The organism is Macrococcus brunensis, assembly GCF_004359615.1.
Taxonomy (GTDB): domain Bacteria; phylum Bacillota; class Bacilli; order Staphylococcales; family Staphylococcaceae; genus Macrococcus; species Macrococcus brunensis.
Genome location: NZ_SCWA01000010.1, coordinates 15,704 through 32,264, shown reverse-complemented (window position 1 = coordinate 32,264; position 16,561 = coordinate 15,704). Strand labels below are relative to the sequence as shown.

The following is a 16,561-nucleotide window of genomic DNA, read 5'->3' as shown; positions in this document are numbered from 1 at the left end:
TTAATTCATGTTATGATAAAGTCTGAAATCATTAATCAGCATTAAAAAGGAGTCATCATGAAATTATCATTAATCATCCCTATTTATAATGAAGAAAAAAATATCAGTCGACTTCATCATTCTATCACACAAACCATGACAGAAAATGATTATAATTATGAGCTTATTATGATCAATGACGGTTCAAGCGACCGTTCTATTGAGATGATTGAAGCGCTCAGTAAACAGGATCCGCATATCAAATATGTTTCATTCTCACGTAACTTTGGAAAAGAATCTGCTATGCTAGCCGGCTTAAAATCTGCCACAGGAGATGCTGCGATTATACTGGATGCCGACCTTCAGCATCCGCCCGAACTAATTCCACAGTTTGTCGCGGCTTATAAGGAGGGATATGATCAGGTCGTCGCTCGTCGTGACCGTGACGGTGAACATATACTTCGAAAAATTCCAAGTCAGCTGTTCTATAAACTGATCAACTTTAATGTAGATGTCGATCTCGTTGACGGTGAAGGTGACTTCAGACTGATCTCCCGTGTTGTAATTGACTCAATATTGTCACTCGATGAATACAACCGCTTCTCAAAAGGAATTTTTGAATGGGTCGGCTATAGTAAGAAAACCATCCCTTTTAAAAATGTGAAGCGGGAAGCCGGGCAATCATCATTTAATTTCCTGTCTCTATTAGATTATGCGATAGACGGCGTCTTAAGCTATAACAACAAGCCGCTTCGGGTCTGCTTTTATTTCGGAACGGTAACTTTAATCATTTGTCTTCTCTATATTTTGACGACTTTGATTCAGATCATCTTCCACGGCATCGATGAACCAGGCTATTTCACCATCATTTCTGCTATCCTCTTTCTCGGCGGTGTTCAGCTCTTCAGTCTAGGTGTCATCGGTGAATATATCGGACGTATCTACTCTGAAAGCAAGAGACGACCTCACTTTATTGTTGAGCGGACGAATGTTGAGGCGATGAAACATGACTAAACTGTTCAGCTCTGCATTTATCCGTTTTGTCATCGTCGGCGTTATCAATACGGTCAACTATTATGTGATGTATTTACTGCTGCTGAATATTGTACCTTATATGGTCAGTCATATCACCGCATTTCTCTGGTCATTTATCTGTTCCTACTATTTGAACTGTTATTTTGTCTATCATGTTAAGCCGAAATGGTCAACGTTCCTGAAGTTCCCGCTGACTCAAGTCATCAACATGGGACTGCAGACCTTACTGCTGATGCTTTTCGTTAAAATGGGACTGGACGAAAGACTCGCCCCGTTCCCGGCACTTATTATTACAGTACCTGTCACTTATTTCATCGCAAAATATATTTTTGTTGAGGACAATCATGAAAAATAAAAAGTATCTATTTCCTTTTCTTTTTCTGCTGCTCGCTGTTTTCGGTCACAGTTTTTATATTTATCGTTTTATTAAAGATGGCACTATATTCACTGGACCTAATGATGGTCTTGAACAGATGCTGCCTTTCCAGCTGTTCCTCTATGATAAATGGTCACACGGCGAGTTTTTTTATGACATGAATTTTGGTCTTGGCGGCGATTATTATACTGATCTCGCCTATTATTATTCAACATCCGTCGTCTTTTATTTCAATATGGTGGCTGTCTGGTGGCTGAATCTTCTTTTTCATTTTAAGACAGACACCATTCAGTTCTGGGCAGTCAATGCATTTTATATTTCCATCTTTAAGTCTGCTGTAGCCATGTACTTCACCTATCTTTATTTCACTTATCTGAAGGTGAATCGTGCAAGTGCTGTACTTGGTGCATTTCTGTTTCTGACGTCAGCGATTTACTTCCGCTTTACGCTTTACTGGTCTTTCTTTTCTGATGTCTTTATCTTCCTGCCCCTTCTCCTCCTCGGGATAGAGAAGTACATTCAGGACAAGAAAAAAATCTGGTTTATTGCGGCCGTTGCTTTGTCTCTGATCAATAATTTTTATTTCGCTTATTATCAGATGCTGTTCGGTGTTATCTATTTCGTTCTGCGCATGATTTTCCGATCAGAGAGTGACCGTGCAACGCGACTCGAACAGTGGAAAGCATTTCTAACGATGACACTACTCGGCACAGGGATTTCGATGTTCAGCTTTTTCTACGGGGTCAAAGGATTTATGCAGAACGACCGTGCGCCTTATACGGACCCGATGAAATTGTTCAATACATTTGACCAGCACGCCAATATTTTTTATGACAACTATTTAGTGATCGTGCTCTATATTGCATTGCAGGCGCTCTTCACTTTCAAGTTCTACCGTTCTTATTTCTATCGTTTCTTTGCACTGTTGACGATTGCACTGATTTACTTAAGCTTTATGCCTTTTATCGATTCTGTCTTTAATGGCTTTTCAGCCCCTCAGAAACGCTGGCATTACTTGCTGACCTTTTTCTCAAGTGGCCTGATTGCCATGTATATAGCGAAGTTCCGTCAGATTTCTATTCAGAACTATCTCTATTCATTACTGCCAGGCTTCATTATTGTCAGCTTGAGCTATATCTATATTGATAAAAAAGTAGAATGGATCTGGTATATGCCAGTTATTGCGATTATCGGTCTCTTCATTCTGCTACTTAAAAATAAACCGGCTCAGCACTACCTGTACTATGCGCAGATTGCTGCGATTATGCTGCTCAACTGGCATATCGTTAAAGAACACAATCTGTATGATAACTACAATCCGGGTATCGACAGCCGTGCGAAGATGTCTTATATCGAGTCCAGCGTCTATAACTCAGGGCTGCAGCAGGAAATTATTGCTAGCTTGAAGTCAAAGCTTAAACCAGGAGAACGCATCGACTGGCGTGTCCTGGAACAGGATAACACCCCGCTTTATCAGAGTTTCCCTGGCGTCAGTCTTTATTCCAGTATTTTTGACGGTTCTCTCATTGACTTCTACTATAATCAGCTGAAAATCAATTTAAAAGAAGAATCCATCAGCCGTTACTCTACTTTTCAGTCGCGCAGTAATCTGGAGTCGCTTTTTAATGTACGCTATCTCGTCAGAAAAGATTATCAGACAGACATCCCTGAAAACTTCAAGCTGATTGAGACAAAAGGCAAGTATAAAATATATGAGAATACATTGCCTCTGCCAGTCGCTAAAGTCACAGACACCATTTTTGATGCTGACGACTTAAAGACGCCGATCGACCGGGAACATGCGATGTTGAAGGGTGTTGTGATGAATACAGATTCAGACACTGCAATAAATCCCGCTGAAAACTTACTCAGCAGAAGCACTATTCAGGCTTCAGGTGCCAAGTGGCAGACCTATAATGAATCTTTAATCGTTAATCCTCCAAGCGGCGGTGTGGTGATCACATTGCCTGAAGATGCACTCAGGAAGTATCAGGATTTTTACGTTGAGCTCCATGCTGAACTGACTTCAGCTGAAAGCAATATTCAGATTAATGTCAATGGTTATGCCAATAACCGTCTGTTTAAGTCAAGTAAATACCGAACGCATCAGGACGATCTGCTATACCGGGTCAGACCTAAAAATGGCAAGATTCTGATCGGCATGACAAAAGGCACCTATCGCTTTAAAGTACAGGGTATTTACGGCGAAGATTATCAGACCCTTAAAAACGCAGAGCGAGAGAATGGCATCCAGTTTACTGAAAGCGGCAATCATATGCAGGCGAAACTGGATAATCACCAGGCAGGCTACCTCGTCACGCCGATTATTTACCGCGATGGTCTCACAGCTCGAGTTGACGGTAAAAAAACAGAAGTTGAAAGAGGTAATTATCTGCAGGCGGTCGTTAAAATACCTGCTGATGCCAAAGTCGTCGACTTCAAGTATGTGCCGCCTTATTTCTATCTGACTGTTCTTATATCCGTTCTGTCACTCATTGCTGCGATATTTTACTTAAAACCGGTGCAAAGGAAGCGTAAATCATGAAATTCAAAACATTAGCGACTTGTCTCGTTCTGTCGCTTCTGGCCCATAGTGTTGTCATTTACAGGTTCGTCACTGAAGGCATTCTCTTCTCGGGTAAAGGTGACAGTATCGCGCAGATGATTCCTTTCCAGCTTTATTTATATGAGCAGTTCTCAAAGTTCAACTTTTTCTATGATATGGGCTTTGGTATTGGCGGCGATTTCTTTCGCAGCCTTGCCTATTATTATTCGACTTCACCGATTGCCTATATCAATTTCGGTGTAGTCTATCTGCTCGACTTATTGCTGCCGCTGAATACTGGCAGTCCCGATTTCTGGTTTGTCAATCAGATCATCGTTTCTGTCTTTAAATTGACGGCCATCCTTTATGTGACTTACCGTCTCTTTAAATATCTCGGCATCAATCGATATGCAAGCATGGCAAGTGCTTTTCTATACAGCTACTCGACCGTCTATTTCTTTTTTACGTTTACCTGGAGTTTCTTCAGTGACGTCATGTTCTATCTGCCGCTTACTATACTTGGTATGGAACGATTTTTTGCTGAACGTAAGATCGGCATCTATATTTTAGGAATCGCACTGACGCTTCATTCCAATTTTTATTTCAGTTATTATCAGTTCATTTTTGTGATGTTCTATTTCGTCTACCGGACTGTTTACAAAAAAGAGAGCGACAGCGTATTACGCCCGACTAAGATCAAAGTGATCGTCATCTCGTCTGTTATTGCACTGATGGTCAGTGCTGTCGGTTTCTCGACCGGTGTCACGAGTTATGTGTTGAACGACCGGACACTACCACCGATTAAACTGAAGCCCTTTATCGATTTTATTATCCACTATAATTTGTTTTATGATGGCTACTATATCGTCATCCCATTTATTGCGGTCATGGCACTGTTTACTTTCAAGCTATACAGAAACTATACATTCCGATTGTTCGCCGTCATTACCTGGCTCTTTATGGCGGGTTCATTGTCGCCATTGTTCGACAGTTTCTTTAATGGCTTTTCTATCGATCAGAGACGCTGGGTCTATATGCTCGCATTCTCATCAGCCGGGCTGATAGCAACCTACCTGCATCATCTAAAGAACCTGAACCTAAAGGACATTGCTATTTCACTGATTCCAGTCTCCATCATTTATAGTCTGTCCATTATCGGTGCCGGTAAATCGCTCGTCTGGCTGCTATTTATTCCGGTCATCGCAGTCACTATCATGCTCTATATCAATAGACCAAAGGTCGCCACTTATCAGTTTTTAGCCGTCACAATCGTCATTATGAATCTTTTCTTTGTCTATGACTATATCCGTGAACAGATGGATACACTGCACCCTTTCTATGAGCACGACTTAGCGTTTGTCCAGTCAGATAAATACAACAGCGAGACGCAGCGCTCAATCATCAATGATATTACAGAAGCATCACCTGCTGCCCGGATAGACTGGCAGACGTCAGCGACTCATAACACACCGCTTTATCAGCATTTCAATGGCATTAAACTGTACTCAAGTATATTCGATAAAGATATCTATCAGTTCTATGACAAGGAACTGAATATTACGATGGACACAGACAGCAACAGTATTTACTACCGTTTAGGTGAACGTGCCAATTTGTACAGTCTCTTTAACGTCAACCATTCCATCCGGACAGATAACGTTGCGACATTGCCTTATGGATTTGAACTGACTGACCAGAGACAAGGCAAAGACAAAAGTTATTCTGTCTATCACAACACCAATGAGCTGCCACTTGTCAGAGTCACTGATAAAGTGTTTAATCCGAATGAACTGAAGACACCGATTGACCGTGAGCATGCGATGCTTGACGGTGTTGTACTGGACAGTCCATCAAACAGAAAAGTGACGCCTGCTGAGAATCTTCTATCCAAGGCATCGATGTCGTTGAATAATGCGACCTATAACGGTAAACAGCTGATCGTCAATCAGGACCAGGGCGGCATCACTTACAAGCTTCCTAGGCGTCTGGCTGACCGCTATAAAGATTTGTACGTGGACTTAAGCATCGAATTAAAAACGCCGAGTCGCTATCATTACGTCTGGATCAATGAAATCTATCAGTCACGTAAACCGCTTGATGATGACTACCGTCGCTTTAACCCGACCATTACTCTACGTATCAAAGCGTCTGATTTAATTCAGCTGAAGCTCATGTCAGGCACCTATACGTATCAGATCAACGGTATTTACGGTGAAGATTATAAGACACTGGAATCAGCTACAAAGCAGCAGAAACATCAGCTGACTCAGACAGGCAGTAAACTCGTCGCGACACTGAGTCCGCATGACACAGGGTACGCCGTTATCCCCACCCCTTATTTAAAAGGGATGTCAGCTAAAGTGGACGGTAAGAAAGCTGAAGTTTCTGAAGGCAACTATTTAATGACTGCTGTCAAAATAGACAAAAGTGCCAGGAAAATAGAACTTTCCTACACACCGCCCTACTTCCACCTCATGCAGTTCATCAGCCTTATCGGTCTGGTCATTGCTATCTGGTATACGCGAAAAGTGAGCCGAGGAAAACACAGCATTGTAACCAATAAAGAAGAAATCGAAACATTTGCGCCCCCTGCTGAATAAATAAATCCCGTTATATCTTAAAAGATATAACGGGATTTTTCTTATACTGCCTCGTCAAACTGACTTTCATATAATCCTTTGTAAAAGCCGTCCTGCTCCAATAGTTCATCGTGTGTACCCTGCTCGATGATATCCCCGTCCTTCATGACAAGAATCAAGTCAGCATTCCGGATTGTAGATAGACGGTGTGCAATAACGAAGCTGGTCCGTCCTTCCATCAGTTTATCCATCGCTTTTTGAATCAGGACTTCTGTTCGTGTATCGACGTTACTGGTTGCCTCGTCGAGAATCAGAATCTTAGGATCTGATAGAATCGCACGGGCGATGGTCAGTAACTGTTTCTGACCTTGTGACACGTTGCTCGTCTCCTCATTTAAGACCATATCATAAGCATGCGGCCATGTTCTGATGAAGTGATCAACCTGCGCATCACGTGCTGCCTGCTCTACTTCTGCAACTGTAGCGTCCAGTTTACCGTAGCGGATATTTTCACGAATCGTCCCGTTGAATAACCATGTATCCTGGAGCACAATACCGAACAGTTTACGTAGTTCATCACGTTTAAAGTCCTGTATATTGATGCCATCTATTTTGATGGCACCGCTGTTCACATCATAAAAACGCATCAGAAGCTTGATGATAGTTGATTTCCCGGCACCTGTCGGACCGACAATGGCGACTTTCTGACCAGGATTAACGTGTGTTGAAAAATGATTGATGATTGTTTTATCTGCATTATAACCGAAGTTCACGCCTTCAAAGTCCACTGAACCTTCAACATAAACATGTTCTCTACTCACGTCTTGACGATGATCTGCGACCGATAATGCATGGACATCATCTTTTACTTCTTCTGGCTCATCAATAATTGCGAATACTCGTTCTGTCGCAGCTGCTGTCAGCTGCAGCGTATTACTGATACTTGCAATCTGAGAGATCGGCTGATTGAACTGTCGGATATACTGGATAAATGCCTGAATGCCGCCGACAGTCATCGTGCCTTTTACTGTAAAGTAGCCGCCGAGTATACAGATGACGACATAAGTGATATTACCGATAAACATCGTAATCGGCATGATCAGACTGGACAGGAAGTTCGCTTTCCAGGCTGACTTGTAAAGTGTATCATTGTATGCCTCAAATGTTCTGCCGGATTCTGTCTCGCGGTTAAATGCTTTGATGACTGTATGATTGCTGAGCATTTCTTCAACGTGACCATTGACCAGCCCGAGTGATTCCTGCTGGTTCTTAAAATGAATCTGTGAATTCTTCATAATCATGACAACTGCAATCATTGACAGTGGCAGTGTCAATAGTGCGACGAGAGTCAGCTGCCAGCTGATGGTGAACATCATAATCGAGATACCGATCAGCATCGTGATGGAAGTAATAATCTGCGCTAAACTTTGATTTAACGTCTGACTGATGGTATCGATATCATTAGTGATACGACTTAAGACATCACCTTGTGACGTTTTATCATAATATTTGAGCGGCAGTTGATGGAGTTTTTTATTGATATCTTCTCTTAAAGAATAAGTTATTTTGGCGGTAACACCAGACATAACATATCCCTGCAGATAGTTGAAGAGTGCACTGACCAGATAAAATGCTGTGAGTAAGAGTAAGACACGCTCTATTTCACCAAAATCAATACTGCCGGTACCATTTGTCTGTGCAATAACCCCTTTAAAGAGGACATCAATCCCGTTACCAAGAATCTTCGGTCCAAAAATCATAAAGACTGTTGACACCATTGCTAAAATGACAACAAGGAGAATCATCAGACGATAGGTGGCGATATACCTGAAGAGACGCATGAGCGCTTGTTTCATATTATTGGGTTTATCCTGTTTCATGCTAACTCCTCCTCAGATAATTGTGATGATGCAATCTCGAAATATTCCTTGTTTGTTCGAAGTAATTCTTCATGTGTACCTCTGCCGACCACTTCGCCTTTATCTAGAACGATGATCTGTTCAGCACCCATGATAGAAGTTACACGCTGGCCGATGACGATAATCGTCTTCCCTCTCTGCTGATTGAAAAGAGCCTGTCTCAGCTGTTTCTCTGTTCTCGCATCCAGTGCACTGAAACTGTCATCAAATACCAGAACTTCAGCATCGCGCAATACTGCACGGGCAATAGCCAGACGCTGTTTCTGACCACCGGATAAGTTACTGCCGTTCTGCGAGATTTCTGTATCAAGTCCGTCCATCTGTGAGATAAATTCAGTCGCCTGAGCAATATCAAGGGCAAGAAGCATCTCTTCATCAGTTGCGTCTTCCTTACCGACCCGCAGATTAGAACGGATAGTCCCTTTTAGGAGTGCTGCTTTTTGCGGCACAAGTGCAACGCGGTCCCGCAGGCTCTCTAGTTTAACATCTCTAATATTGACGCCGTCTAACAGCACTTCCCCGTTCGTTGTGTCATAGAATCTGAGCAGCAGGTTAATCAGAGTCGATTTCCCTGCGCCTGTTGAACCGATGATCGCAGTCATCTCTCCTGGTCTTGCCACTAGATCGATATTTTTAAGCGCATATTCCTTCGCGCCGTCATGTTTAAAGCTGACGTTTTTGAATTCAACAAGACCACTCTGATTTGTAAATTCTTTCGTATTCTGGTGGTCTTCTATTGATAAATCTGTTTCCAGTATTTCCTTGATCCGACCAGCTGATACAGCAGCACGCGGAATCAGGATAAACGTGAACGATAGCATCAGGAAAGCCATGATGATCTGTGTCGTATACTGGATGAACGCCATCATATCACCCACCTGCATGGAAGCATCAGCAATACGGTGCGCCCCTACCCAGACAATCACAAGCGACACACCATTCATAATCAGTGTCATAACAGGCGACATGAGTGACATCACCCGCCCGATAAATAAATTAGTATCTGTCAGATCTCTGTTAGCGACGTTAAAACGTTTTTTCTCGTACTCCGCTGTACCAAACGCACGGACAACCATTAAGCCACTTAAAAATTCACGTGACACGAGGTTGACCTTATCCACCAGTTTCTGAATGATTTTAAACTTTGGAATGGCGAGCACCATAATAATGCCGATAAAAATCAGCAAAATGACCACAGCAATCACGATAATCCAGCTCATAGAGTTTGATTTATTGATTGCCATAATGACCCCGCCTGCCCCCATAATCGGTGCATAACAGATCATACGGATTCCTATCATAAAGAACTGCTGAATCTGCGTCATGTCATTTGTAGAGCGGGTAATTAATGACGCGGTTGAGAAATTGTCTATCTCCTTAAATGAAAAACTTTCAATTTTCTTAAAGACATCACGACGCAAGTTACGTGTTAAGCCGGCTGCTATACGAGATGACAGTAAGCTCACCATAATCGTCGCGATACCACCGATCAGCGCAATGCCTAACATGAAAAGACCCATCTTAATGATATAGGATGTCTGAATTTTTGTGATATCAAGTCCCAGTTCATTATAAAATGATTGAGTCAGACTAACGCCGAGCTGTTTCGTCATGATATCATTATCTGCTTTCTGGTTGCGATATGCTTCTTTTTTCGTTTCAGGCAGCTGATCGAGAACTGGCTGAATCTTGTAGAGCTGAGTCACATCCAGTTTTTTCTCAGTCGGTTGAGCTGTTTTGTTCTGTGACTTAGAAGCATCACTGAGCGCATTGAACAGTCCAAGACTTGATTTATGGAACGTACTATTTAAATCTTTCAGCTCACTACTCGATACATCCTGTCTTACATAAAACTGTCCTTCTGCTTTTTTATATGTATCTTTGTACTGTTCAGCGTCGACTAATTGATAAGAAGCTTTGACCTTATCTTTCTGATTATCGGTCATAAAGGTCTGCATCAGCTTCATTCCATTCTGACTGATGGCTTCTGGTGCCTCATCCGTCACACCATTCTGCTGTATACCGTTATCAACAATATCTGACATATAGTTCGGCAGACTCAGATCACTAAATGCCTGTACAAATAGAAAAACAATCGCCAGTAGAAGTGGAATGATGAAGGCTTTTAAATATCTGAAAATATATAACATTTTTTCACTCCTTTACATTTCTTTTTCATTACTTGGTAAATCATATAGCGTACGACTGGTTGAGTCAATGAACAAAACTCGTAGAAATGTTGGATAACAAAAAAAGCCCTATTAACAGACTCATGTCAAACATGAGAAGTTAATAGCACTTGAAGAACTCAGGCACTCTTAATATCAAATAAAATTGCTAAAATCTCAGAACTGCCTGGCAGAAATAACAACAAAGATCCTGTAATAGTTAGTACACCAGCAACAACTAAAATTACTTTTTGGTTTAAAGACTGGCTTCTCAGACCTAAAACTAAACTAGTAACGCCTATTAGTAATATTATCAGATAATAAAATCCCATCACTATGCACTTCTTTTCTAATTCATTCTAATAAGCATTTTTATCAAAGTCAATAATTTACAATATATCTAAAAATAAGAATTTACAGTAGACAATAAAAAAAGCACCCTGAATACTCAGGATGCTTCACGCTTTTATTAGCGAATTTCTCTAATACGAGCAGCTTTACCACGTAAGCTACGTAAGTAGTAAAGTTTCGCACGACGTACTTTACCACGACGTAATACTTCGATTTTCTCGATTTTTGGAGTGTGTACTGGGAAAGTACGTTCTACACCCACACCGTAAGAAATCTTACGAACCGTGAAAGTCTCAGAGATACCGCCACCACGACGTTTGATTACAACACCTTCAAAGACCTGGATACGTTCGCGAGTTCCCTCAACGATACGTACGTGTACTTTTAAAGTATCACCAGGGCGGAATGCCGGGATGTCAGTACGGAGTTGTTCTTTAGTAATTGCATCGATTAATTTGTTGTTCATTTTTCCTTCTCCTTCTTCCTATGTTCTTAAAATAATAATTTCAGCGGACCATAGTGATTATGTGTTTTCACACTCATAGAATATTATCACAATTGAACGCTTCTGACAAGAAAAAATCTTGACAGTTTATAAATTAATTTTATTCCTGGTAGCCGAGCGTCTGTAAATACTGAATATCCGCTTGTGTCAGTGGATAACTTTCTAAAAGATCCGGTCGTCTTTCAAATGTCCGTTTCAGACTTTCCTGATGCCGCCATTCTTCTATCAGCTTGTGGTTACCACTGAGCAGCACATCAGGTACCTGCATTCCCTTAAAGTCTGCAGGGCGAGTGTACTGCGGATGCTCCAGTAGACCGGAAGAAAATGAATCATCTTCGTGAGAGACTTCGTTTCCAAGCACATCAGGAATCAGACGTACAATCGCATCTGTCATCGTCATCGCAGCAAGCTCACCACCAGTCAGGACAAAATCCCCGAGCGAAATCTCGTCGGTCACCAGCTCCGTCCGAATCCGTTCATCATATCCCTCGTAGTGACCGCAGATAAATATCAGATGCTCTGCATGAGCCAGTTCTTCTGCTTTCGCCTGATCAAAACGTGCACCTTGCGGACACATTAATATAATACGCGTTTGATCGGACACTTCAAGCGACTCGATCGCACTGAAGACAGGTTCCGGTTTCAGCACCATACCCTGCCCGCCACCGTACGGGTAGTCATCCACCTGATTATGCTTATTATTCGAAAACTCACGGAAATTCACCGGATTAAGAGAGACAATCCCCTTATCCTGAGAACGCTTCATAATGGAATGATTGAGGGTCTCAAACATCTCAGGGAAGAGTGTCAGATAGTCAATTCTCACGATAACAGTCCATCCATTGCTTCTATTATAATTGTTTTATTCGCGACATCTACTTTTTTCACGACATCCTCGATATAGGGAATCAGATATTCCTTGTTACCTTTCACGACCCAGACATCATTCGCACCTGTTTCAAAGATATCAATCACTCGGCCGATCGGTTCATCTGCATTAAAGACTGTACAGCCGATAATATCATGGTAGTAGAACTCATTTTCTGCGAGTGGAATCTCTATCTCATCGATGTCCTGAAATATATCGGCACCTTTAAACTTCTCGACAAAATTAATGTTCTCCAGCCCTTCAAACTGCAGTAAATGGAAGTTCTTATGCGTACGGTAACTTTTAATCTTAACAGTTGTTTCCTCATTATTCTGCTTAATGATGATTTCATTGCCCGGTTTGAAACGCTCCTGTGTAAAGTCTGAAGCAGACAGCACACGCACCTCACCTTTAATACCATGCATATTCACAATCTTACCTACATTGACTGACATTAGATCGCCTCCTAATAAAAAAAGGGCACCAACAGGCACCCCTTAATCAATTTCTACAAACACTTTTTTACCTGACTCGTGCTGGCCCGCCATCGTCAGCGTACGAATCGCCTTAATCAGACGACCTTGCTTACCGATGACTTTGCCAGTATCTTCTTTGTTGACGCTTATATGATAAGTGACACTTGAATGATGTTCTTCTTTAGATATATGAATATCTTCCGGAAAATCAACGAGTGGCTCAATAATCGTTTGTAATAATTGTTCCATCGCTATTACTTCGCGATTTTTTGGTTATGGAATTTCTCCATGATACCTTGTGTAGACAAGATATTACGTACTGTATCAGTTGGTTTCGCACCATCAGCTAACCATTTTAAAGCTAACTCTTCGTCAACTTTGATTTCTGCTGCTGGTTTAGCAACTGGATTGTAAGTTCCGATTGCTTCGATGATACGACCGTCACGTGGCGCACGAGCGTCAGCTACAACGATACGGTAGAAAGGGTTTCTTTTAGAACCCATACGTGTTAAACGAATTTTAACTGCCATAATTTAATTCTCTCCTTTAGTTCTTTTCTCAAGTACTTACTATAACAGATAACAAAATTACTGTAAAGTATTTTTTCTTTACAGTTTGAATTTTTTTTGAGGCTTGAATGGTGTCTGGCGTTATGAGCGATAAACACCAAATATCGCTCGTAATTTCATGCAAATAATCAATTCCTTCAAGTTACCAGTGTTAAACAGCAAATATCAACGGTAACTCTGTGTATTCAAGCAATTCCACCATACTACCAGCGATAAACAGCAAATATCAACGGTAACTCTGTGTATTCAAGCAATTCCACCATACTACCAGCGATAAAAAGCAAATATCAACGGTAACTCTGTGTAATCAAGCGATTCCACCACATTACCAGCGATAAACAGCAAATATCAACGGTAACTCTGTGTATTCAAGCGATTCCACCACATTACCAGCGATAAACGCCAGATACCGCTCATAACAAAAAATCTATCCAGTACTCGCCTGGATAGATTCGTCTTAATATTCTAATTGTCGTTCTACTTCATCAGCTACTTGCTGAACATGTGTGCCGATAATCACTTGAGCTTGTGTGCGCCCACTTTTAGCGACCCCTACTGCACCTGCCTGTTTAATTTTATCATCATCGATCACTGAATTATCCTTTACTTCCAATCGAAGACGAGTGGCACAGTTCGTCAGAGTGACGATATTGTCCTCTCCCCCTAATCCATCGATGATATGATGTGCCATTGCTGAATATTTACCTTCTCCAGCAGCAACTTCTTCACTCATACTTTCAGTAACATTATCTTCACGCCCTAACGTCTTTAAATCAAAGAACTGAATAGCTGCTCTGAAAATGACATAATAAAGAACAAAGAATACGACGCCCTGTATCATCAGCATCATTGGCTGATGCGCCATTGGATTCAGTAATGAAAGTATGAAGTCAATCAAGCCAGCACTGAAAGAAAATCCTGCTGTCCACTGGAATGAAGCCGCGATGAACATCGAAAGACCAGTCAGTACTGCATGAATGACAAATAGAACAGGTGCGACAAACATAAATGCAAATTCAATGGGCTCTGTAATACCAACAAAGAACGCAGAGACTGAACCTGCGAGTAGTAGGCCCGCAACACGTTTTTTCTGATCTGTCTTCGCTGTATGATACATCGCGAGTGCAGCAGCCGGCATACCGAACATCATAACCGGGAAGAAACCAGCCATATAGCGACCGGTAATACCTTCAGTTCCGTGCCCTTTCTGGAAGTTGATGATGTCATTGACATTTGCGACATCAAACCAGAATACAGAGTTCAAGGCATGGTGAAGACCTACAGGTATCAGCAGTCGGTTAAAAAATCCGTAAAGCCCCGCACCCACTGGGCCAAGTCCTAAAATCATCTCACCAAAATTAACAAGACCACTGAAGACAATAGGCCAGATAAACAGCAGTATAAATGCGAGTAGCATACTAGCGAACGCAGTCATAATCGGTACAAGACGCTTACCACTGAAAAACGATAGCGCCATAGGAAGTTCTGTTTCAGAAAATCGATTGTACATATATGCTGCAATCAATCCGACTAAAATACCAACAAAGACATTTGAATTATCAAGTTTTTCGAAACCCGGATTCACTTTAGCGACATCAATTCCTAGATAAAGTGCTACATTTACAGGTTTGAGAATAGTTGATACCATGAAAAATCCAACAACAGCAGCAAGCGCCACCGCTCCGTCATTCTTTTTCGCCATGCCAAGAGCTGTTCCTACAGCAAACAGGACGCCCATTAGACCTAATATACTCACACCTGCATTCAGAATAAATGAAGACACTGCATTCGGCTTTTCCTGAATAGCAATCATTGTATTGGCAATACCAATAATAATTGCCGCTGCCGGTAGTATTGCAACTGGGAGCATTAATGAACGTCCCAGTTTTTGTAAGAAACCTAACATATTTTGATTCTCCTTTATAGTTTGTTAAACTTTTCACTTAATTACTTTAACCGTTTTCATAGACTAAAGCAAGCGTCTATTTATGCTATAATGTAACCATTCTAATAAGGAAGTGATCCCATGAGTTATGTGCTGATGAATGGCACGATTCATACAGAAAACGGTACGGTAGAGGGCCATATTATAATAGAAGAAAGTCATATTAAATCTGTTCAGGAAGGCCCCTATTCAGGTCCTCTTGAGACAATCGATCTAGAATACAAACATGTCCTCCCAGGCTTCATTGATATTCATATACACGGGGGGTACGGCGAAGATTTCATGGATGCCAATGCACTTGGTCTTCATCACTTATCCAAGTCTCTGCTCTCTGAAGGTACAACCAGTTACCTGGCAACGACAATGACACAGTCACGTGATGCTATTATGACAGCGCTTGAAACACTTCAATCGTACCACTCTAAACAGCTGCCTGAAGATGCCGAGATGCTGGGCATCCATCTAGAAGGTCCGTTTATCTCTCCTGATAAAGTAGGCGCCCAGAATCCAGCTTATGTTCAAAAACCGACTATCCAAGCCATCAATGACCTGCAGGACAAAGCAAATGGTCTGATCAAAGTGATGACTTTTGCACCAGAAGTCATTGGCGCAGAGGAAGTCCTGCAGCATTTCAAAGATGATATCATTTTTTCTATCGGGCATACAACAGCTGATTTTGATCAGCTGAACCAGGCAGCAGACCTCGGTGCGAAGCATATCACCCATCTTTATAATGCTGCGACTCCTTTTCAGCACCGTGCCCCAGGTGCATTCGGTGCCGCCTGGCTGAACGACCAGTTATCTGCTGAAGTGATTGTCGACGGCGTGCATTCTCATCCCGCTTCTGTGGCGATTGCCTATCGTATGAAAGGACGTGAGCGTTTTTACCTCATCACGGATGCTATGCGGGCAAAAGGAATGTCTGAGGGCACCTATGATCTTGGCGGACAGGATGTTATCGTCAAAAATCAGACAGCGCGTCTTAGTGATGGCACACTAGCTGGCAGTATACTCAAGATGAATGATGGACTTCGGCTTTTGAAAGAGTACACAGGACGTCCTTTAGCAGAACTCTGGCCTGTTACGAGTTTTAACCAGGCTAAGGCACTAGGCATAGCAGACCAAAAAGGCAGTATCGCCCCTGGAAGTGATGCAGACCTCGTCATTCTGGATGACGACTGTCATGTCCAGATGACCATTAAAAATGGCTATAGACACTAAAAAGACATACAGAGCAGCTGCTCTG

The 16,561-nt window shown here is 41.9% G+C and carries 12 protein-coding genes and 1 pseudogene; 5 read left to right on the top strand and 8 right to left on the bottom strand.

Going from position 1 to position 16,561, the window contains the following annotated elements; all coding sequences use genetic code 11:
• Positions 1-57 precede the first annotated feature (57 nt).
• Genes ERX27_RS06600 through ERX27_RS06585 form a run of 4 tightly spaced genes read left to right on the top strand, consistent with a single transcriptional unit; the run spans position 58 to position 6,535 of the window.
• Entirely contained in the window at positions 58-993 is a 936-nt protein-coding gene (locus ERX27_RS06600) for a glycosyltransferase family 2 protein (RefSeq protein ID WP_133432045.1), read from the top strand.
• Entirely contained in the window at positions 986-1,369 is a 384-nt protein-coding gene (locus tag ERX27_RS06595; protein ID WP_133432044.1) for a GtrA family protein, read from the top strand. The genes ERX27_RS06600 and ERX27_RS06595 overlap by 8 nt, the downstream gene beginning before the upstream one ends.
• On the top strand, positions 1,359-3,935 hold the full coding sequence (locus ERX27_RS06590; protein ID WP_243715873.1) for a YfhO family protein: 2,577 nt from the start codon (positions 1,359-1,361) through the stop codon (positions 3,933-3,935). The genes ERX27_RS06595 and ERX27_RS06590 overlap by 11 nt, the downstream gene beginning before the upstream one ends.
• Positions 3,932-6,535 (top strand): YfhO family protein, encoded by a 2,604-nt coding sequence (locus ERX27_RS06585; RefSeq protein ID WP_133432043.1) that lies wholly within the window; start codon positions 3,932-3,934, stop codon positions 6,533-6,535. The genes ERX27_RS06590 and ERX27_RS06585 overlap by 4 nt, the downstream gene beginning before the upstream one ends.
• A 41-nt stretch (positions 6,536-6,576) precedes the next feature.
• Here the strand turns inward: ERX27_RS06585 and ERX27_RS06580 are convergent.
• The 8 genes and pseudogenes from ERX27_RS06580 to nagE all read right to left on the bottom strand — a co-directional run.
• Positions 6,577-8,406 (bottom strand): annotated as a pseudogene (locus ERX27_RS06580) (ABC transporter ATP-binding protein); the annotation flags it as partial.
• Positions 8,391-10,046 carry an ABC transporter ATP-binding protein gene (locus ERX27_RS06575; RefSeq protein ID WP_481817044.1) on the bottom strand — a complete coding sequence of 552 codons (1,656 nt, stop codon included), beginning with the start codon at positions 10,044-10,046 and terminating at the stop codon, positions 8,391-8,393. The pseudogene ERX27_RS06580 and the gene ERX27_RS06575, both read right to left, overlap by 16 nt.
• A gap of 1,024 nt (positions 10,047-11,070) precedes the next feature.
• Positions 11,071-11,418 (bottom strand): 50S ribosomal protein L19, encoded by a 348-nt coding sequence (gene rplS, locus ERX27_RS06570; RefSeq protein WP_133432040.1) that lies wholly within the window; start codon positions 11,416-11,418, stop codon positions 11,071-11,073.
• 139 nt (positions 11,419-11,557) lie between these two features.
• Positions 11,558-12,283 carry a tRNA (guanosine(37)-N1)-methyltransferase TrmD gene (gene trmD, locus ERX27_RS06565; RefSeq protein ID WP_133432039.1) on the bottom strand — a complete coding sequence of 242 codons (726 nt, stop codon included), beginning with the start codon at positions 12,281-12,283 and terminating at the stop codon, positions 11,558-11,560.
• On the bottom strand, positions 12,280-12,780 hold the full coding sequence (gene rimM / locus ERX27_RS06560; protein ID WP_133432038.1) for a ribosome maturation factor RimM: 501 nt from the start codon (positions 12,778-12,780) through the stop codon (positions 12,280-12,282). The genes trmD and rimM overlap by 4 nt, the downstream gene beginning before the upstream one ends.
• 42 nt (positions 12,781-12,822) lie before the next feature.
• A complete protein-coding gene (locus ERX27_RS06555) occupies positions 12,823-13,050 on the bottom strand; it encodes a KH domain-containing protein (protein ID WP_133432037.1) in 228 nt (75 codons plus the stop codon).
• 5 nt (positions 13,051-13,055) lie between these two features.
• Entirely contained in the window at positions 13,056-13,331 is a 276-nt protein-coding gene (gene rpsP / locus ERX27_RS06550) for a 30S ribosomal protein S16 (protein WP_133429287.1), read from the bottom strand.
• Positions 13,332-13,827: 496 nt separating this feature from the next.
• The gene (gene nagE, locus ERX27_RS06545; protein WP_133432036.1) at positions 13,828-15,276 is read right to left on the bottom strand and encodes an N-acetylglucosamine-specific PTS transporter subunit IIBC; all 1,449 of its coding nucleotides are present in this window, start codon (positions 15,274-15,276) and stop codon (positions 13,828-13,830) included.
• A gap of 120 nt (positions 15,277-15,396) precedes the next feature.
• On the opposite strand from nagE, the gene nagA reads away from it, so the two are divergent.
• Positions 15,397-16,536, top strand: a complete 1,140-nt coding sequence (gene nagA / locus ERX27_RS06540; protein WP_133432035.1) for an N-acetylglucosamine-6-phosphate deacetylase — start codon at positions 15,397-15,399, stop codon at positions 16,534-16,536.
• The last annotated feature ends 25 nt before the right edge of the window (positions 16,537-16,561 follow it).